The 19,482-nt window shown below is 49.6% G+C and carries 14 protein-coding genes; 8 read left to right on the forward strand and 6 right to left on the reverse strand.

The window, feature by feature from the left end:
* Positions 1-45: 45 nt before the first annotated feature.
* Genes ABEB26_RS06655 through ABEB26_RS06670 form a run of 4 tightly spaced genes read right to left on the reverse strand, consistent with a single transcriptional unit; the run spans position 46 to position 6,862 of the window.
* Positions 46-756 (reverse strand): response regulator transcription factor, encoded by a 711-nt coding sequence (locus tag ABEB26_RS06655; protein ID WP_012188276.1) that lies wholly within the window; start codon positions 754-756, stop codon positions 46-48.
* A 6-nt stretch (positions 757-762) separates the two neighbouring features.
* Positions 763-2,358 carry a response regulator gene (locus ABEB26_RS06660; RefSeq protein WP_345721187.1) on the reverse strand — a complete coding sequence of 532 codons (1,596 nt, stop codon included), beginning with the start codon at positions 2,356-2,358 and terminating at the stop codon, positions 763-765.
* Between the two features lie 23 nt (positions 2,359-2,381).
* The gene (locus ABEB26_RS06665; protein WP_345721188.1) at positions 2,382-4,262 is read right to left on the reverse strand and encodes an ABC-F family ATP-binding cassette domain-containing protein; all 1,881 of its coding nucleotides are present in this window, start codon (positions 4,260-4,262) and stop codon (positions 2,382-2,384) included.
* 20 nt (positions 4,263-4,282) lie between these two features.
* Positions 4,283-6,862, reverse strand: a complete 2,580-nt coding sequence (locus tag ABEB26_RS06670; RefSeq protein ID WP_345721189.1) for an SUMF1/EgtB/PvdO family nonheme iron enzyme — start codon at positions 6,860-6,862, stop codon at positions 4,283-4,285.
* A gap of 334 nt (positions 6,863-7,196) precedes the next feature.
* Here ABEB26_RS06670 and ABEB26_RS06675 point away from each other — a divergent pair, with 334 nt between their 5' ends.
* From ABEB26_RS06675 to ABEB26_RS06685, 3 genes are all read left to right on the forward strand, one after another.
* Positions 7,197-7,778: a TetR/AcrR family transcriptional regulator gene (locus ABEB26_RS06675; protein WP_345721190.1), complete on the forward strand. Its 582-nt coding sequence runs from the start codon at positions 7,197-7,199 to the stop codon at positions 7,776-7,778.
* Between the two features lie 62 nt (positions 7,779-7,840).
* Positions 7,841-8,650, forward strand: a complete 810-nt coding sequence (locus ABEB26_RS06680; protein ID WP_345721191.1) for an SDR family NAD(P)-dependent oxidoreductase — start codon at positions 7,841-7,843, stop codon at positions 8,648-8,650.
* Between the two features lie 88 nt (positions 8,651-8,738).
* Complete coding sequence (locus tag ABEB26_RS06685) at positions 8,739-9,740, forward strand: NADP-dependent oxidoreductase (RefSeq protein WP_345721384.1); 1,002 nt, start codon at positions 8,739-8,741, stop codon at positions 9,738-9,740.
* Positions 9,741-9,811: 71 nt separating this feature from the next.
* Here the strand turns inward: ABEB26_RS06685 and ABEB26_RS06690 are convergent, their stop codons facing one another.
* Entirely contained in the window at positions 9,812-10,759 is a 948-nt protein-coding gene (locus ABEB26_RS06690) for a helix-turn-helix transcriptional regulator (protein ID WP_345721192.1), read from the reverse strand.
* A 130-nt stretch (positions 10,760-10,889) separates the two neighbouring features.
* Between ABEB26_RS06690 and ABEB26_RS06695 the strand changes: the two genes are divergently transcribed.
* From ABEB26_RS06695 to ABEB26_RS06715, 5 genes are all read left to right on the forward strand, one after another.
* Entirely contained in the window at positions 10,890-11,336 is a 447-nt protein-coding gene (locus ABEB26_RS06695; RefSeq protein WP_345721193.1) for a VOC family protein, read from the forward strand.
* Positions 11,337-11,625: 289 nt separating this feature from the next.
* Entirely contained in the window at positions 11,626-12,639 is a 1,014-nt protein-coding gene (locus ABEB26_RS06700) for a sensor histidine kinase (protein ID WP_345721194.1), read from the forward strand.
* Between the two features lie 22 nt (positions 12,640-12,661).
* Positions 12,662-13,384 carry a response regulator gene (locus ABEB26_RS06705; protein WP_012188266.1) on the forward strand — a complete coding sequence of 241 codons (723 nt, stop codon included), beginning with the start codon at positions 12,662-12,664 and terminating at the stop codon, positions 13,382-13,384.
* A gap of 88 nt (positions 13,385-13,472) precedes the next feature.
* Positions 13,473-14,579, forward strand: coding sequence for a DegT/DnrJ/EryC1/StrS family aminotransferase (locus ABEB26_RS06710; RefSeq protein WP_345721195.1), 1,107 nt, complete (start codon positions 13,473-13,475; stop codon positions 14,577-14,579).
* 166 nt (positions 14,580-14,745) lie between these two features.
* Positions 14,746-16,644, forward strand: coding sequence for an ATP-dependent nuclease (locus ABEB26_RS06715; protein ID WP_345721196.1), 1,899 nt, complete (start codon positions 14,746-14,748; stop codon positions 16,642-16,644).
* Positions 16,645-16,928: 284 nt separating this feature from the next.
* Here the strand turns inward: ABEB26_RS06715 and lon are convergent, their stop codons facing one another.
* Positions 16,929-19,361, reverse strand: a complete 2,433-nt coding sequence (lon, locus tag ABEB26_RS06720; RefSeq protein WP_345721197.1) for an endopeptidase La — start codon at positions 19,359-19,361, stop codon at positions 16,929-16,931.
* Between the last annotated feature and the right edge of the window lie 121 nt (positions 19,362-19,482).

Raw genomic sequence — 19,482 nt, forward strand, 5'->3', positions numbered from 1 at the left:
GGCAACCATCACCACCACTATAAGAATGTAAGTTTACGAGTAAGATTACAAGCCGCGCCGTGGTTGCACGTCGAACACGTAACCCACGCCTCGCACGGTTTTTAAGTAGATTGGCTTGGATGGGTTGTCCTCAAGTTTGGTGCGCAACGAGCGAATTCGCACCCACAACGAGGATTGATCGCCCTCTTCGCCCAAACCCCAAGCCTTACGCAACAGGGTCGTGGTTGCCACCGCCACAGTTGGAGTTTGCAACAGCAAATACAACACCCGTAGCTCAATCGGCTCCAACGGAATCGCCTCGCCTTTGCGCAACAGAATATGTTGACCAAAATTGACTGAAAGATCTTCGTCAATTACGACCAACTCGCCCGGATGCAAGCCACCTTCATACGATTTAGTCAGCAGCTTGTTAACCCGCGCTCGCAATTCAGGGTAGCGGTAGGGCTTGGTCATATAATCATCGGCATGCTGTTCGAGGCCGCGCACGGTGGTAGCCTCATCGGAAATTGAGGTCAGCATAATCACTGGAATTTCCACATAGCGCCGCAAACGGTCTGACAACTCAAAACCGGTCATGCCAGGCATCATCAAATCGAGAATCGCCAGATCAGGCCATGAACTTTCAACCATCGTTAGCGCCGATTGGCCTGATTCTGCCGCCATCACCTCAAAACCATCGTTAAGCAAATTGCTCACGAGCGTGCGGCGAATAATCGTGTCATCATCAACTACAAGAATACGCCATCGTGCTGGCATCGGGTGTTACTCCTTCCAAGGTAGCTGCACGGTGACAGTCGTCCCCTTGCCTACTTGGCTATCTACGCTAATTGTGCCGCCATGAGCACCAACTGCTAAATTACAAAAGGTCAAGCCCAACCCAGTGCCCCGTGATTGGGCTGTAGTACGGCCTTGATAAAATTTATCGAAAATATGCGGAATATCTTCGGCAGCAATTCCCTGCCCCGTATCGCTCACGTTCAGGGTAATCAGTTGCTGCACTTGATCAATCGTGCCAACGACGCGAATTGTACCACCTGGTCGCGTCCATTTGATGCCATTGCTCACCAAATTGGCCAATACCCGTACCATTTTATGCTCATCAAGCACCACCAATGGTTCAGCTGGTAGATCAAGTTCAAAGCTCAGTTGTTGCTCAACCGTGATCCCCAAGACTTGCTCACTCAACAATTCACCCAAACGTTGCAGGCTGGTGGTTTCTTGGCTAAGCATCAAGCGGCCTGCCTCAGCCTTATACACATCGAGCAAATCATCAATCAGGCGTTGTTGGGCAGCTCCGGCTCGAAAACCAAGCTCGACAAACAATTTGCCATCATCATCAAGTTGGGTGGTCATCAAGGCATCAAAGCAGCCAACCATGCCCGCCAACGGTGCGCGTAAGTCGTGGGTCAGCATCTGAATAAAACCATCGCGGCTATCTTCAGCTTCGCGCAAACGGGTGTAAACCGCAGCGTTGGTTAAGGCGACGCTTAATTGATCAGTCAGGGCTTTGATCAAGGTTTCTAGCTCGGTGCGGAAGAAATTGCGCTGAGGATGCACCAAGATAAACACCCCAATGATCGTATTTTGGGCATAATTATGCAATGGCAAGGCCAGTGCCGAGCCAATTTCCTCACGATCATCATAAAAATGCTTCCAGCGGGGATCATTCTGGGCATCTTCGACAATTTGGACTTCGCCAGTACGCAAGGCATATGAAGCCAAGCCTTCACGCAACACCGCCTGAATCGCTTGCTCAGCCTCGGCAGGCGGCAAATGTGGCCGAAACAAGATCCGCCGCCAAACCCGATTTTGATCATCGAGCAGCAACACGCTACCACGGCTGGCTCCCAGCAGTTCATTGATCGCATTCAAGGCTTCGGGCAGCACTTGATCAATATCCAATGAGCGATGCAAGGTTTGCGAAACCCGATAGAGAAAGCGCAAACGTTCTTGTTCACGATGCAATGCCCGCCGTGTATGCTTCAGGCGCAGCAGCACCCGCATTCGAGCCAACAATTCATCACGATTAACGGGCTTGGTAACGTAATCATCAGCGCCCAAATCCAAACCAGTTACCGTGTCGGCGGTGGTTTGTTTGGCCGAAACAAAGATAATTGGAATAAATGGCAGATGATTGCGCTCACGAATTGCCTGAAGCGTTTGATAGCCATCCATCTCCGGCATCATCACGTCAAGCAAAATCAAATCGGGGACTTGTTGTTCGAGCATGGTCAAGGCTTCGAAGCCGCTACGAGCACAGGCAGTGGCATAACCAGCGCGTTCCAACATCCGCTGTAACACCATCACATTGGTGGTTTGATCATCCACAATCAAAATTAGTTCGGGTGTTGCTTGCATTCCTGTGCTCCATGCGCTGAAAATTACGAAGCTGACGCTAGCTCAGAAAGTTCCATCCAGCGTTCGTAGCTTTGTTCTAAGCTTTGGCTGACCTGCTCAAGTTCATTGTGCAAACGGGTATAGGCTTGATAATCGCTGCCTGCATTATTCAATGCTTCATTCAATTCGTTTTGGCGGGCTTCCAGTTTGGCGATGGTTTTTTCGAGTTCGCTCAATTCGCGTTGCTCTTTGAAGCCCAGTTTACGCGGTTTTTGCTCGCGCGGGCGCTCTTGAGTTGACGGTTTGGTTACAGCTTTGAGCGCGGCTTGTTCGCGTTCGTAGACTTCACGATAAGCCGAGTAGTCGCCTGGAAAGTGGCGTACCTTGCCATCGCCCTCGAAAATCAGCAAATGATCAACCGTGTTATCGAGAAACGCCCGATCGTGCGAGACGATAATCACTGCACCATTAAATTGCTCAATATATTCTTCCAAAATCGCAATCGTCTGCACATCAAGATCGTTGCTGGGTTCGTCGAGCAGCAGCACATTGGGGTTACGCATCAAGGTTCGCAATAAATAAAGGCGGCGGCGTTCGCCCCCCGACAAGCTGTGGATATAATCCCAATGCTGATTATTGGGGAATAAGAAGCGCTCAAGCATTTGGCTGGCGGTACGCAAACCCTCGCCTGTTTGCACTAACTCAGCACCATCGCTGACATAATCAATCAAGCGTTGGTTGGGGTTGAGATCGCTGCTACTTTGATCGTAATAGGCCACATGGATGGTTTCACCCACCACCAATTCGCCGCTATCAGGCTGCAAACGGCCTGCGATTAAATTGAGTAAGGTCGATTTGCCAACCCCGTTGGGACCGATAATTCCCAAACGATCGTCGCGAGTAAGTTGATATTCAAAATTGTGCAGCAAGGTTTTGCCAGCAATTTGCTTATTTACCCCATGCATTTCGATCAGCTTTTTGCCAATCCGCCGTCCGCTCGATTCAAGCTCCAATGTGCCACGTTCTTGACGACGCTCTTGGTTGATCAAGGCATTGGCGCGATCAACGCGGGCTTGTTGTTTAGTGGTTCGGGCTTGCGCACCTTGACGCAGCCAAGCCAACTCACGGCGCACCTCGTTGCGATGGTCAAGTTCAGCCTTGGCGCGTTGGCGTTCGCGCTCAATTCGCTCGACCACAAAACGCTCGTAATTACCAGGGTAGGAAAAGAGTTGATGATCTTCAAGCTCAACAATCGCCGTCACCACCCGATCCAAGAAATAGCGATCGTGGGTGATCAGCAGCAACGCGCCTTGCAAATTGGCTAAATAACCTTCCAGCCAAGCCACAGTGGTTGGGTCGATATGGTTGGTTGGCTCATCGAGAATTAGCAAATCGGGCTTTTCGATCAGCACTCGTGCCATTGCCACGCGCTTGCGTTGGCCGCCAGAGAGCGTGCCAAGTGGGGCATCAAGCGTGGTAATACCGAGCCGCGAAAGCACCGTGCGAGCACTCAACTCGGTATCCCAAGCATCAAGCGTGGTCAAACGTTCGCTCAACTCGGCCACAGCCGCCAGCGCTTTAGCATCGTTGGGGTCTTGCTCAAGCTGCACGCTGGCGAGGGTATATTGGCTGAGCAAATTTGCGCCTTCGCCCGCCGCCGCATAAACATAGTCCAACACCGTTTGGTTGGCATCCATCGGCGGATCTTGAGCCAAATAGCCGATTCGGCAATCTTTGCGCAAGGTTACGCGGCCAGTATCTGGTTGTTCTAAACCAGCAGCAATTTTTAATAAGGTCGATTTACCACTGCCATTGACCCCGATTAAGCCAATTCGATCGCCGCTTGCTAAGCCCAAGGAAATATTTTCAAACAACACTTTAGGGCCATAGGCTTTGGAAATAGTTTCTAAATTGATAATGTTCATGCATTCCTAACACATCTAGCTTATGGTGCAACAGCCTGTGCACACCGAAAACCAACATTGATATTGGCAAGGTCGGGACGGAACGAATTGCGGCCTGTGGTATGCGCCGACATCAGATCATCGAACCACGAACCACCGCGCAACACCCGCGAACCTGCGCCAGTCGGCAACTCGCGCCCATCATTGGGATGATAGGGATAGGGAATATACAGCGATTGCGTCCATTCCCACACGTTGCCTGCAAGATCTAGTGTGCCATAGGGGCCAGCGTTTGGCAATGTGCCAACAGGCATGGTTCGGCCTGGCCCAAAATCCTTGTTGTTGAGCAAACTCGCGTCAGCTTGATCGCCCCATGGGAAAATCGTGCGTTGATCGCCACGCGCTGCTCGTTCCCATTCGGCTTCGGTCGGCAAGCGCTTGCCACGCCATTCGCAATAGCTGCGGGCATCATCCCAAGTTACATTAACAACTGGATGTTGGCTCAGCGAGATTGGCACTGTGCGATCTGGCAGCCACAACGAAAGCCCAACCGGATCAAATGAATTGGTCGGGACAGCACGATCGGTTGCATTAATAAATTCAGCATAGGCTTGGTTGGTCACTTCAGTACGATCAAGATAAAAGGCCGTGGTCGAAATTGGGGTTGCTGGTTCTTCGTTTTGTAAGCCTTGCCAGCTATAGACTTCTTTGTAATGCGCCAAATCTTCGGCGGTCGCGCCCATCGTCCAGCGCCCACCTGCAATAAAATCCATGCCTTCGGGCACATAAAAATCATTGGTGACGCAGCGAAAGCCAATAATATTCAAGGGCAATTCAGGGTCACGCCGTTCGCGCACCGCCGCCCGAGCATTCTCAGGATTCGTGCCACTAAAACTACCGCGCACAATTCGCGAGCCAGGCTGGGTTGGCACTTCGCGACCATCAGCAGCATTGTAGGGGTAGGGCAAATCAAGACTGCTCGTCCATTCCCAAACATTGCCTGCTAAATCTAAAACGCCTTCAGGCGTAGCACCATTGGGATAACTGCCAACCGCTTGGGTATCGCCAGCAACCCCAGCGCCCCAAGCATTCAGCAAACTGGCATCCCACTGGTTGCCCCATGGATAGATACGACCGTCAGTGCCCCGCGCCGCCCGCTCCCACTCGGCCTCGCTGGGCAAGCGTTTATTTTGGGCTTGGCAGTAGGTCAAGGCTTGTTGCCACGAAACATTAATCATCGGGTATTCAGCATATTGAGCGTTATCATAATAATCAGTAACCGTCAGCGAACTACGATCAACTGGCTCGCTACAGCGTTGTTGCTCGACACAGGCACGATAGGCCGCTACCGTCACTTCAGTGCGATCAATATAAAAAGTTGGCAGATAGCCACGGCCAACTGGCTGCTCGTTGGGCGAGCCAGCATCGCTGCCAATCACAAATGTGCCACCTGGAATCGCCAGCATCCCCGGCGGAGCTGGCCCAATCACGATTGGCACGACTGTCGCCTCGATCGGAGTTGGCTCAGCGAGGCTGGGGGTAATTTGGGCCACGCTGGTTGGCTGAACATCGGGTTCAAACACGCCAAACGTGCGGGCCAGCAAGAAGCCAATCAAACCAATGCCAATCAAGGCCATTGCTAGCCACCACCAATTTGAGGGTTTGGGTTTGGCAAGCGTCGCTTGATGCAGCACCGTGGCTTCGGGCAAGGCGGCAACCTGATTTAATGAATGATCGACTGCCATCTGAAAATCACGCATCGATTGATAACGCTCATCAGGCTCAGGGTGCATGGCGCGATGTAGCACCTCGCTCAAAGCAGCTGGCACGGCGCTACGCAAATTATGCGCCAACGGCGGGCGAGTACTCTCACGTTTGGCTGGCTCAAAACGGGTCAACAATTCGTGAATCACCATCGCCAAACTATAAATATCCGAGCGATGGTCGGTTTGGCCGAAGCCATATTGCTCAGGCGGCGCATAACCAGGCGTGCCATAAATCACCGTATCGCCTTCTTGACCATGTTTGAACAAGCGAGCGATGCCAAAATCGATCAGGGCAATCCGGCCATCAGGGCGCAGCATAATATTTGGTGGTTTGAGATCACGATAAATAATCGGTGGATTTTGATTATGTAAATATTGCAGCACGGTAGTTAATTGGCGCATCCAATCGATCACCGTTTCCAAGGCCAATGGCTCAGTGCGGCCTTCCATTTCGGCGCGGAGCGTTTGGCCCTCGACGTATTCCATCACCAAAAATTCATTTTCGTCATGGCGAAATTGGTCGATCACGCGTGGCAAATTGGGGTGGCTTAGCCGCGCCAAGAGCGAAGCCTCACGCCGAAACTCGCCAACTGCGCGTTCCCAAGCATCGGTATCGCCTGGTTGATGCAAACCTGTCATCTCTTTGAGTGCAACCGGAGCATCACCAAGCCGCCGATCGGTTGCCAAATAAACCGCACCCATGCCACCACGGGCCAACGGGCGCACCACCACATAGCGATCAATCAATACATCGCCATTGGCAAGGCGGCCAGTCCAACGGGGCAGACCAGCACCACACTTGGGGCAAAAGCGTGCCCCAGTTTTCAATTCGGTTGAACAGCGTGGACAAACCATGAATTCAGCCTCTTGTGCAGCAGCATTGTCATCCTATTGTAGCACCCCGATCAAGCCATCTCAATCGTTAGAATGGGCTATTTAGCACTGATAGTCAGCTGAAAACCCTTGACACTCAACCCCTAGAGGGGATTCGCATTGGATCGCCCAAGCAAACAGGCAAGTTGGCCCTTGTTGATAGCTGCTCGAAAGCGTTTGATGTTAAAACTACCGCGCCTCAATTCTTAGCACAATCAAATGAGCACGATCTGCGTTAGTGCTTCCAGTTATGATCATTGACTTATCATTCCAACATGTGCTATACTCGATTTTAAAGAGGAGTATAAGACGACTTATGGCAGGAAAGAAAGCATTTGAGCCTCAACGGGTTCTCGAAAAAGCCATGAACGCCTTTTGGGAACGTGGTTACGAAGGGCTATCAATTGAAGATCTCGTCCACGTTACGGGAATCGGGCGCGGTAGTCTCTATGGAACGTTTGGCGATAAACATGCACTGTACCTAGCGGCTCTTAACCAGTATACTGCCGCTATTAAAGCCCAGACTACGGCTATTTTGGAGCAAACTGGCTCACTCCAAGTTGTATTAGGCCAGCTTTTCCAAGCCCAAGTTGATGCTTTGCTGCACGACCCAGCGCGGCGTGGATGTTTTTTGGTTAATGCATCCTTAGAAATTGCTCCGCATGATCATGCCGTTAACGAGATTATCCAGTCAGCATTGAATGAGTTCGAAGAAGCACTCTATCGGCTGCTGATCAAAGCGCAGGTTGCGGGTGAACTCTCGTGGCAACACGATCCCCATCAATTAGCGCATTTCTTGGTAGCAACCTTTGTCAGCCTGCGCGTGCTGGCGCGGAGCCAGCAACAGCGGGGAATGTTCGACGATATCGTAAAAACAGCGTTATCGATTTTAAACTAAATTTTTTTGATTTCATGTTTGAATAATCATTCAAACATTACCATTCATAAAGGAACAAATTAATGACATCGCAGCAAAAGGTTGTGCTCATCACGGGCGCATCATCAGGGATTGGGCAAGCAACAGCAGAATTACTAGCCGCCAATGGATTTCGGGTCTTCGGCACGAGCCGCAACCCGATTTCGCACAAGCACTCATTTACTTGGCTACCGCTGGATGTCCGATCGGACGATTCGGTATATGCAGCGGTTCAATCGCTGCTCGGCCAGACCGGACGGCTTGACATCCTTATCAATAATGCAGGCTATATGCAGGTTGGGGCGGTTGAGGAAAGTAGTATTGCCGATGTGCAGGCTCAGTTCGATACTAATCTGTTCGGTATTATCCGCATGATCAAGGCGGTAATGCCGATTATGCGCCAGCAAGGCAGCGGACACATTATCAATGTTAGCTCGATTGTCGGACATATTGCGCCTCCATATGGTGGCCTGTATAGTGCAAGCAAATTTGCCTTGGAAGGCCTGAGTGAATCCCTTAGTGCCGAGGTTCGGCAATTCGGCGTGAGCGTCTCGTTGGTCGAGCCAAGCTATGTGAATACGCCGTTCGTCGCGCAGCCGCCGACTACCCTGATTGGCGACTATTCCCCAGGTCGCCAACGTGCCCAACAAAGCTTCGCCACGAATACCAAGAAAGGTCTGGAGCCTGGCGCAGTGGCTCGCGCGATCCTGCAAGCAGCCACGAGCCAGCCCCGGCTACGCTACCCCGTTGGACGGGATGGAAAAATAGTCCTGATGCTGCAACGAGTGCTTCCAGAGGCAGCATTTGAGGCGCTCAAACGCCGCTTGTTCAGCAGTGAAAAGACCGCTGCCTAGTCTCATACACTGCGAACGGCAGCACGCTGATGGGAAAAGAAATTCCCATCAGCAGCGCCACATCCAACGATAGGAGCAAAACCGTATGATGAAAGCCTTCTTCATTGAGCGCTATGGCAACAAGGATCGGGTGCGGACTGGCGATCTGCCAATTCCAGAACTGCGGGATACTGATCTATTGATTCAGATCCACGCTGCTGGAGTTAACCCGTTGGATACCAAAATCAGGGACGGCGCGTTCAAAGCCATCTTGCCATATCGCTTCCCGCTCATTTTGGGCAATGATGTCGCTGGGGTTGTGGTTAAGGTTGGAGCAAAGGTGCAGCGATTCAAGCTGGGCGATGCGGTTTATGCTCGGCCAGCTGCCGACCGCATTGGGACTTTTGCCGAATTTATTGCAATCAACGAAGCAGATGTCGCGATCAAACCAAAAGAACTGAGCATGGCCGAAGCGGCTTCCTTTCCGCTGGTTGGCCTGACTGCTTGGCAAGCCTTGATTGAACAAGCACAGCTCAAAAAAGGGCAAAAAGTTTTCATTCAGGCAGGTTCCGGTGGGGTTGGGACAATTGCAATTCAGCTGGCCAAACATGTGGGTGCGATTGTCGCGACAACCACGAGCAAGGCAAATTTTGATTTTGTGAAGCGCCTCGGGGCCGATATTGTGATTGATTACAAGACCGAGGATTTCGAAACAATCCTGAAGGACTATGATGTGGTCCTGAATAGTCAAGAGGGAACAATCATCGAAAAATCGCTTCGCGTGTTAAAACCTGGCGGAACGTTGATCTCGATTTCGGGACCACCTGATCCCGCGTTTGCCCAAGAAATTGGCGCGAAGTGGCCCGTTCGCATGCTTTTGGGCGTTTTGAGCTATCGCATTCGCAAAAAAGCTCAACAACAGCAGGTACGCTATTCATTTCTGTTTATGCGGGCGAGCGGTGAGCAGCTCGGCGAGCTTAGTTCGTTGATCGACGCTGAAATTATCCAGCCGGTTGTGGATCGGAGCTTTGCCTTCGAAGCAACCAAAGAGGCCTTGGATTACGTTGAAACAGGCCGAGCCAAAGGCAAGGTCGTCGTCACGATGCGCTAAGCCGTGCTTCGTTGCAATTGAGTAGATGGAATATCCATTTAAATAAACAAATGTGCCCATCTACCAAAGCATCAGAGTGTCATGCGGAGCGCCTTCGCTGCAAACTCATGCATAAGCGCCTTCAATTCAGCTGGTTGCCGAATCGTAGCTGACAGATCGATCTGTAACAAGCGGTGGGCAATCGAGGTTAATTCGTAGGTTTCCCGCCGCCAAATAATCCCAACGTCGCTTTCCTCAAAGGTTCCAGCCGCTGGTGGCAGCACATGGCGCACCTGTTCGATAGTTGCTGCAAAAATAACCTCAACCGCATATGGCCCTGCCATGGTGGCCAACGTAGTGTGCATGTGTTGTAACGCATCGAAGTCTTGGGGATGCTCAAATGGCTGATTGAGCAACTTCAAGGCTTGAATGCGATCAATGCGAAATGTGCGCAGATCATTGCGTTGGTGACAATAGCCAACGCAGTACCAGTACCCCTGATAATAGACTATTCCATAGGGATCAAACACCCGTGCCGATTCCTCGCCATTGTATGTTTGATAGCTCAGCCATACCTGCTGTCGCGTATGCACCGCCACACTTAAGCTGGCGACGATGCTTGGCTGCAAAAAGGCAGGCGGTGGAGCAACATGAAACGTAATCGCCTCTTGGAAAGCCCTTACCTGATCAAGCAGAATTGTTGGCATAACCCGTTCAAGTTTGGCGATTGCACCCTCGATTGCGGTCGCATCAGCTGGAAATTGCAAAGCCTGAATCATGCGTAATCCCAATACCAGTGCCATGGCCTCAGCCGGATTAATCATCAGGGGCGGGATGGTATAGCCGCGCCCAAGATAGTAAGCACCATCAGGGCCGCGCTCAGCCTCAATCGGAATGCCCATATCTTGCAACATCACCACATAGCGGCGCACTGTTCGTTGGCTAATTTCGAGGCGGCTGGCAAGTTGAGCACCGCGCATCCGCTGGTGCGATTGTAAGAGTTCAAGGATGGTTAGCAAGCGGGTTGTTGGGCTATACATCGATTTATAGCTCCTTGGATTAATTAGGTCTGATTCTGACCGCATTATACTCTATACTCACAGAGTAAAACCGATTTATCAACGACTGGCATAGCAAATAGTGCCAGCCGTGAATGACCAAGGAGCAATTATGACAATCGCAGTAACCCCCCATCTCAACTTTCATGGCAATGCCCGTCAAGCGCTTGAGTTTTATCAAACTGTGTTTGGAGGAGAGTTGGTGCTTACGACCTACGCTGATGTTGGTGCACCAAAAGACACGCCGATCGCTGATACGATCATGTGGGGACAAGTAACGACGACCAGCGGTTTCGGCTTGATGGCCTACGATATTCCAACCACAGAGCAGCCAGCAGCGCTACAGACCGTGACATCTCGCGCCAATGGCCTAACCCTGACCCAAGCATCATTCTTTATCTCGCTCCGTGGGCAACAGGTTAACGAGGTTATGGAGCTGTGGGCAAAACTGGTTGAGCAGGCAACAATCATCGAGCCGCTTGCCCAAACACCTTGGGCGCAGCTATTTGGCATGCTTACCGATCGTTTTGGGATTACCTGGGTTGTCGATGTGGTATAGGGTTTAAACCAACAATTAGTATATCCAGACACATTAATCAGCAGCTCTAATATACGACGGAATAGGTTCTTGACAAGAAAAAGAATGCTATTCCGTCATATTGCAACCCCAATCATGACCGATACAGTGTGGTCACACTAAAAATCGATTGATCAATTAGCGCTAAATTGCAATCACATACAACTAGTAAAATCACCCCTATTCCTATAGCCAATCGGCTGTTGCATCACCCGTACAGCGTGCTATACTTCAGATCTCAGAACTAGCACCATGTAGGAAGGAAGTCCTTGTGGCCGATGCAGCAGCGTTACTTGCACAAGCACAGACCCAATTGGCAAATGCCTTGCAGGCCTTGCGAGGTGAGGCCGCCCAACTGCGTGAGCGCCATACGGCGATTGCCCAGCAAGGTCGCCAGATGTATCGAACTGCCGATGAGCTAGCGGTTCAGCGCACCTTCGCTGAGCAACTTGGCACACCAGCGGTCGGGCGTTTGCGCCAACAAGAGGCCGAACTGCGCAGCAAAATGGCCAACCTCGATGCTGAAACCAGTGCCACCGCCGAAGCCCTCAAGCGGCTCGAACAATTGATTCGCCAGATCGAAATGAGCAGCACCAGCCTCAGTGGCACAACCACAATTGGCCAACAAAATGACCCGTGGGCTTTGGCCTTACGTGGTCAAATTATCCAAGGCCGCGAAGACGAACGCTTACGCCTGGCCCGTGAAGTCCACGATGGGCCAGCCCAAGTTTTAGCGAACGTGCTGATGGGCTTGGAACATGCCATGAATCTGCATCAAAGTAATTCGCCGCAGATGGAGCCATTTTTGCACGAATTGCGTAGCGCCGCTCGCCAAGGCTTGCATGAAGTTCGCGGCTTTATCGCCGATTTACGGCCAGGTGCGCTCGACCAAGGCTTCCCAACTGCCCTCGCTGATTATGTTCAAAAATACCAACAAACGACCAAGGTCAAAGTTACGATTGACCTGCTCCACTGGCCAAACCGCCTTCCGGCTGAAGCTGAGATTGTGCTCTATCGGGTAACACAAGAAGCATTGCAAAATATTCATAAACATGCTCGCAATGCCAATGTTTTGATCCGCAGTATGTTGCAAGGCAACCTGCTGATCGTCACCATCCGCGACGATGGCCCGGGCTTTGATCCACGAGAAGTTGTGCGGCGCTCTGGCAAAGAGAGTTGGGGATTGACCAGTATGCGCGAACGAGTCGCCTTACTTGGCGGAGATTTTGCAATTGCTTCACGCCCCGGGGCTGGCACTGAAGTTACCATCCGGATTACCATCTAAGCTCATCCAGAAGGAGATACCCATGGAGCTAATTCGTGTTCTTATCATCGATGATCACCCACTTTTTCGCCAAGGCATCTGCTGGAGCCTCGGCCAAGAAAAAGATATTGAGGTGATTGGTCAAGCAGAAAATGGCGCTGAGGCTATCAAGCTTACCGAAACCCTCAGTCCCAATGTTGTGTTGCTGGATATTAATTTGCCTGGCTTGAATGGTTTGGAAGTTGCTCGCGTGCTCAAACGCCGCGCTCCACGCATGGGCATTATCGTACTTAGCATTCACGACGATGATGAACAATTGTTCAACGCAATCAAGGCTGGCGCTGCCGCTTACGCTTCCAAGGAAATCGATCCCACCCAGCTCGTCGGCATGATTCGCGATGTGGCTCATGGCCGTTATGTGATCAACGAAAGCGTTATGTCCAAGCCGCATGTGGCCACCCGCGTGCTCAACCAATTCCGTGAGCTTTCGAATGTTGCCAACAACAGCGAAGATACCTCGTCGATGTTTGCCCCATTGACCAGCCGCGAAATTGAAATTCTCGATTGTATCGCGCGTGGTCTTTCCAACAAAGAAATTGCCAACCAGCTGTCGATCAGTGGCCAAACCGTCAAAAACCATATCACCTCAATTCTCAGCAAGCTCCAAGTCAACGACCGCACGATGGCCGTTATTCACGCTATTCAACAAGGCTGGATCAAACTAGGCTATGATGAAAGTCGCGAAAGCCGCAGCCGCACCGCTTGACGAACCAGCCTGCTCTCGGTTAAAGTTGGCCCATCGCTGTTAATTCGCAGCCTCGCAGTAGCGAGGCTGTTCTTTTTGGAGCAGAGTAATGTCGATCGCATTTAACGACCTTGGGCGACATGTCGCCACTATGGCCGAGGAGATCGAAGCAGCCAGCACCCGGGTGTTGCGCAGCGGTTGGTTTGTTTTAGGTCCAGAAGTTCGCGCCTTTGAAGCAGAATGGGCAGAATATTGTGGCGCACGCCATTGCATTAGCCTAGCAACTGGCACTGATGCCTTGATTTTAGGCCTCCGTGCCTTGGGCTTGCAAGCTGGCGACGAAGTGTTGACCGTGGCCAATGCTGGCAGTTACACCACCTTCGCCACCCATACCGTTGGCGCAACCCCACGTTATGTCGATGTTGATTCAGCGAGTTATACGCTTGATCCCAGCCAATTGGCCGCCGCGATTACCCCACGCACCAAAGTGATTGTGCCGGTGCATTTGTATGGTCAGGTTGCTGATCTTTCGGCGATTTTGGCGATTGCCGCTGACCATCAATTACCAGTGCTCGAAGATTGTGCTCAAGCCCACGGGGCACGCTACCAAGGCCAGCACGTCGGCACATTCGGCGCTTTAGCCACATTTTCGTTCTATCCAACCAAAAATTTGGGCGCGTTGGGCGATGGCGGGGCAATTATTACCAACGACGATGGCTTGGCCGCCCAAATCAAGCAATTGCGCACCTATGGCTGGGCCAATAAATATCAAGTAACCCTCGAAAAAGGCACCAACAGCCGTCTCGATGAACTTCAAGCAGCTATTTTGCGGGTCAAATTAGCTCATCTTGATGCCCAAAATAGCCGCCGTCAAGCGCTTGCTGCCCGTTATAACGCTGGCTTAGCCGCAACTCCGCTGCAATGCCCACAGCTCGATAATGCTCAGCATGTCCAGCATTTGTATGTGGTGCGGGTTGCCGCCGAACAACGCAATGCCCTGCGCCAACATTTGCAAGCAGCAGGCATCGGCAGCGACGTGCATTACCCAATCGCCGACCATCAACAGCCAGCTTGGGCCGAGCGCTATCAGGATGTGCATTTGCCGATCACCGAAGCGCTGAGCAATGAAATTCTGTCGTTGCCATGCTACCCTGAGCTAAGCGATGCCGAAGTTGATCAGGTGATCGACTGCATTCAAGCTTTTTTTGCCGCTTAATACCTCGTACCATGAATCAGGCAGCAGCCACCCAATCATTCCCCCGCCTCGCTGCTGCCAAGCCTGCTGAGTTACTTTCGTTTAATCAGCAATCTGCCCGATTGACAAGCAACCCGCGCCTGAATATAGTTGACAGTCAGCAGCCTTCAAGCCTTGGGGTAAATGTATGCAGCAAATTGAAACCTTATATCTGCCCAACTTAAAACGTAAAGATGATAAACAAGACCCGTATTTGGTTCAGCGTATTGATGATAACGAAGCAGATACTCCAACCTTAGTTCCTTTGACTCAACTCGATAGCCTCTCACGGGTCAATATTTTAGTTGGTACGAATAATTCAGGTAAAAGTAGATTTATGCGCTTGTTAACTGAAACAACCAATTTTTCAGTTCGATTAAGAGATGTTGATTTTATCAATCGTACTATAGGAAATGCTATTGATAAAATTATCAGTACTTATACTTTCATAGGACATACACAAATTAGCAAATATGATACTTCCTTCCTCACGAAATTAAAATCGAAACTGATAACTAAAAATAATACAAATACAAGTACTAACTATCAAAATATTTTTGATGTATTTAATCATTTATCAGAATACAATTCAATATATGATCAACTTAAAGACATTAAAAATATTTCAAAAGAAATAGTTGAAATTTTAAAATCTACTCAATTAAATCTAACAAAAAATATCTATATCCCAACTATCCGTGGCTTGCGACCCTTAAACAGCAACTATACTGATTTTTATAAGATGCAAACTATTCAAAGCTATTTTAAAGATGCTGAACATAAACCTGAAATTTTCACAGGTTTAGGGCTTTATCAAGAACTACGCCATTATTTGCTTGGTAATAATGATCAGCGTACAAAAATTAGAAAATATCAAGAATTTATCTCGAATAGCCTGTTTGAAGGCAAAGAAGTTACGCTAATTCCAAGCGAAGAACAAAAGATTGTGGTGGTTAAAATCGGTAATGAGCTTGAACGGCCAATCCATGAGCTTGGCGATGGGATTCAATCAGCAATTATCTTGACTTTCTTGCCATTTGTAAGTCTTGAGAATTGCATTTTCTTTATCGAAGAACCAGAGCTTTTTCTACACCCCAGCATGCAGCGCAAAATTCTGGAGTTTTATCATTCTTTAGATCGCCACTTGTTCTTTATGACAACCCATTCTAATCATTTGCTAGATATTACGATTGATATTCCTGAAATTTCAATCTATAGCTTTCGAAAATTGCTTACCAGCAGCGACGATGACCAAATGCCACAATTTGTTGTTGAGAATGTTGATAACAATCAGAGCAGCTCCTTAGAATTATTGGGGGTACGAAATTCATCAGTCTTGTTGGTTAATGCCACAATTTGGGTTGAGGGAATAACCGACCGTTGGTATTTGCGTGAAATGCTCCGAATGTATATGGAAACTTTGCCAAACCCAAAACCCAAGCTCGAAGAAGATATTCATTATGCTTTTGTCGAATATGGTGGCGATAATATTAACCATTTTTCATTCTTGGATATGGAAGAGCATCCTATTATCGTAGATCGTTTATGCGCCAAAGCAATTGTTATTATCGATCAAGATGATGAGCAGAAAAAATTAGATCGTAAGCAGCAACTTCAGGCTAAACTAGGCGATCGTCTAATCATTTTACCCTGTCGTGAAATTGAAAATAGCCTACCGCCAGAAGTTATTCGCTCAGTTGTAATTGAGTATGAAACAACTAAGCAAAACCCAAAACCCGAATTAAATTCTTTTATATATGCAGATTATCAAAATGAGCCATTAGGGAATTTTATTAAGGATCTTATAATTAAAGGAGCACAATCTCGTAGAGGTTGTTATAGTAGTGGATCAGGAACTATTACTCAAAAACTAGATTTCTGCAAAAGAGCACTTAAGTATATTAATCCATTAACCGATGCAGAATTAGCAAAATTAGACACAGAGGAACGTCAATTGAGGCATCTGGAGTTATTTCAGGCACTACCAGAATCAACTCAACAGATAATTATAAAACTCTATGACTTTATCAAAGCACGAAATATTTGAATCTAATCGTATATTCAGCCCATAATCCTGATCCACGAAGGACACGAAGATTGAAACCACGAAGAACGCGAAGAGCGCGAAGACTGCTTATTCCAACGTCCTGACCCCTGACTGCTGACATCTAATCTCCTCATTTTTCTCTGCGCCTCTGCGTTAAATGCTAATTTCTAATCTCTGATCTCTACCCTGCGTTTCATCCTTCATCCCTCATAATTCATCCTTAAAAAACTACCCCTCACCTCAATATCGAGGCAAGGGGCGTTTTTGATTGCGATCAGCTTAATTTAGCTGGCGATAACGTCTTGGCGAATAAATGGCATCAGCGCAATTGTCAGCACTTCGTCCATGGTTTCAACCGGAATCAATTGCAGATCTTGACGCACCTTTTCGGGCAGATCAACAATATCTTTGGCGTTTTCCTTGGGCAAAATGAAGGTTTTGATGCCTGCGCGATGGGCTGCCAAGGTTTTTTCTTTCAAGCCACCAATTGGCAAGACCCGCCCGCGCAAAGTGACTTCGCCAGTCATGGCTACATCGCGGCGCACAGCCCGACCAGTCATAGCGGAAATCAACGCAATCGTCAGGGTAATCCCAGCCGATGGGCCATCCTTGGGCACTGCACCTTCGGGCACGTGGATATGGATCGAATGCTCGTCAAAGTAATTTGGCTCAATGCCCAACTCTTTGGCACGATAACGCACATACGACATCGCTGCCTGAGCCGATTCCTTCATTACATCGCCCAATTGACCAGTGAGGCGCAATTCGCCTTTGCCAGTCAATGGCAAGACTTCGAACGAAAGAATATCACCACCCGTTGGTGTCCAAGCAACCCCAGTCGCTACCCCAATTTGATCAGCAACTTCGGCCATGCCAAAACTGAAATGTTCAGGCCCAAGGTAGATTGGCACATCAGCAGCGTCAATCAAGAACTTGGTTGGCTCGACTTTTTTGGCCTTCTTGCGGCGCTTCTTGCCTTCTTGCGGTGCTTCTTCATCCTGCGATTCAGCTACCTTGCGGGCAATTTTGCGACACAAGGCCGCAACTTCGCGCTCAAGGTTACGCACACCAGCTTCGCGGGTATATTCACGAATCAACTTCAAGATCGCAGCATCGGTTAATTCCAACTGGCTGCTTTCGAGGCCATGGAACTCGCGTTGCTTGGGCAACAAGAAGCCTTGAGCAATCGCTAGTTTTTCATCCTCGGTATAACCGCCAATCTCGATAATTTCCATGCGGTCGCGCAGTGGCGCTGGAATTGGCTCAAGTTGGTTGGCGGTTGCCACAAACACTACTTGGCTCAAATCAAACGGAATTTCCAAATAGTGATCTGAGAAGGTGTTGTTTTGCTCCGGATCAAGCACTTCTAGCAGTGCCGAAGTTGGGTCGCCCCGGAAATCATTGCCAATTTTGTCAATTTCATCAAGCATAAAGACTGCTTGACGCGATTTGGAGGTTTTCATGCCTTGAATAATCCGGCCTGGCATGGCTCCGATGTAGGTGCGGCGGTGGCCGCGAATTTCGGCCTCGTCGTGTACACCACCCAGCGACTGACGCACGAATGGGCGATCCAAGGCGCGAGCAATCGAGCGCCCAAGGCTGGTTTTACCAACCCCTGGCGGGCCGACGAAGCACAAAATTGGTGAACGCATTTTGCTACCAGCGAGCTTGCGCACCGCCAGATATTCCAAAATCCGCTCTTTGACTTTTTCCAAGCCATAGTGATCTTCGTCAAGCACTTGGCGCGATTGCACCAACGAAATTGCGGCGACTTGATCAGCATTCCATGGCAAAGCAATAATCCAATCAAGGTAGGTGCGAATCACGCCAGCCTCGGGCGAATTCATGCCTTGTTGGGCGAGACGCTTAATTTCGTGCAAAGCTTGATCTTTGACATATTGCGGCGCGTTGAGTTCATTGACTTTGCGGCGCAATTCATCAATTGGATCATCACCATCGTCATCTTCGCCTAATTCGCGGCGAATTACCCGCATTTGCTCGCGCAAGAAATACTCTTTTTGACCTTGATCAAGCACTTCTTTGGTGTCGGATTGAATTTTGGCGCGGAGCCGCAACAGCTCTAATTGACGGGCCAAGATCACCTGCACCCGATTCAAACGTGCCAATGGCTCCATTTCATTCAACAATTCCAAGCGATCTTGGAATGAGAAAGCGGGGCCGTAGGTCACCAAATCGGCCAAATGGCCAGGTGTCGTAATGCGGTGCACAAAGGCAACTGCTTCTTGAGGAATTTCGCCTAAATAATCGACAAATTCAGTAATTTGCTGTTTGACCGTATCCATCAAGGCATCGACTTCGATGCCCTTGGGTTCTTGATCGGGCAAGTAGCGGCAAGCTACACGATAGAAGGGATCGCTCTGAACACAATCAACAATCTCAGCGCGGGTAATCCCTTCGAGCACAATTTTTACCGTGCCATCGGGCAATTGGGAGAAATCTTCCAAGCGAGCGACCACGCCAACTTTGGGTAGTTGTTGGGGTTCGTGGCCTTTATAAGCTTCAATTTCAGCCTCAGAAACAAAGATCAACAAAACATGTTGATCGTCTTCCATAGCTTGTTCCATGGCCCGATAAGACTTGCCCTGCCCAACCTGGAGCGGCACAGTCATGTGCGGCATGATCACAATTTCGCCCAATACCACCAACGGTAAAGTGCGCTCGGTTCCTGTACGAGGGCGGTCTTTTTCTCGGGTCATATCAAAAATCCCTCATTTCGCTGTGGCAGAATAGCCACACAGAGTGGGTTAAAAGCATCATAATACGTCTTTATAGTATACGCTAACTTATCTTAACGGCAAGCATCGATTGTCCTATTTT

Origin of the sequence: Herpetosiphon gulosus (assembly GCF_039545135.1) — a bacterium.
Taxonomy (GTDB): Bacteria; Chloroflexota; Chloroflexia; order Chloroflexales; family Herpetosiphonaceae; genus Herpetosiphon; species Herpetosiphon gulosus.

Bases quoted from the DNA above. Each gene is read 5' to 3' on its own strand.
- ABEB26_RS06655 (WP_012188276.1), bottom strand. From the start codon at position 756: ATGCCAGCACGATGGCGTATTCTTGTAGTTGATGATGACACGATTATT.
- ABEB26_RS06660 (WP_345721187.1), bottom strand. From the start codon at position 2,358: ATGCAAGCAACACCCGAACTAATTTTGATTGTGGATGATCAAACCACC.
- ABEB26_RS06665 (WP_345721188.1), bottom strand. From the start codon at position 4,262: ATGAACATTATCAATTTAGAAACTATTTCCAAAGCCTATGGCCCTAAA.
- ABEB26_RS06670 (WP_345721189.1), bottom strand. From the start codon at position 6,862: ATGGTTTGTCCACGCTGTTCAACCGAATTGAAAACTGGGGCACGCTTT.
- ABEB26_RS06675 (WP_345721190.1), top strand. From the start codon at position 7,197: ATGGCAGGAAAGAAAGCATTTGAGCCTCAACGGGTTCTCGAAAAAGCC.
- ABEB26_RS06680 (WP_345721191.1), top strand. From the start codon at position 7,841: ATGACATCGCAGCAAAAGGTTGTGCTCATCACGGGCGCATCATCAGGG.
- ABEB26_RS06685 (WP_345721384.1), top strand. From the start codon at position 8,739: ATGAAAGCCTTCTTCATTGAGCGCTATGGCAACAAGGATCGGGTGCGG.
- ABEB26_RS06690 (WP_345721192.1), bottom strand. From the start codon at position 10,759: ATGTATAGCCCAACAACCCGCTTGCTAACCATCCTTGAACTCTTACAA.
- ABEB26_RS06695 (WP_345721193.1), top strand. From the start codon at position 10,890: ATGACAATCGCAGTAACCCCCCATCTCAACTTTCATGGCAATGCCCGT.
- ABEB26_RS06705 (WP_012188266.1), top strand. From the start codon at position 12,662: ATGGAGCTAATTCGTGTTCTTATCATCGATGATCACCCACTTTTTCGC.
- ABEB26_RS06710 (WP_345721195.1), top strand. From the start codon at position 13,473: ATGTCGATCGCATTTAACGACCTTGGGCGACATGTCGCCACTATGGCC.
- ABEB26_RS06715 (WP_345721196.1), top strand. From the start codon at position 14,746: ATGCAGCAAATTGAAACCTTATATCTGCCCAACTTAAAACGTAAAGAT.
- lon (WP_345721197.1), bottom strand. From the start codon at position 19,361: ATGACCCGAGAAAAAGACCGCCCTCGTACAGGAACCGAGCGCACTTTA.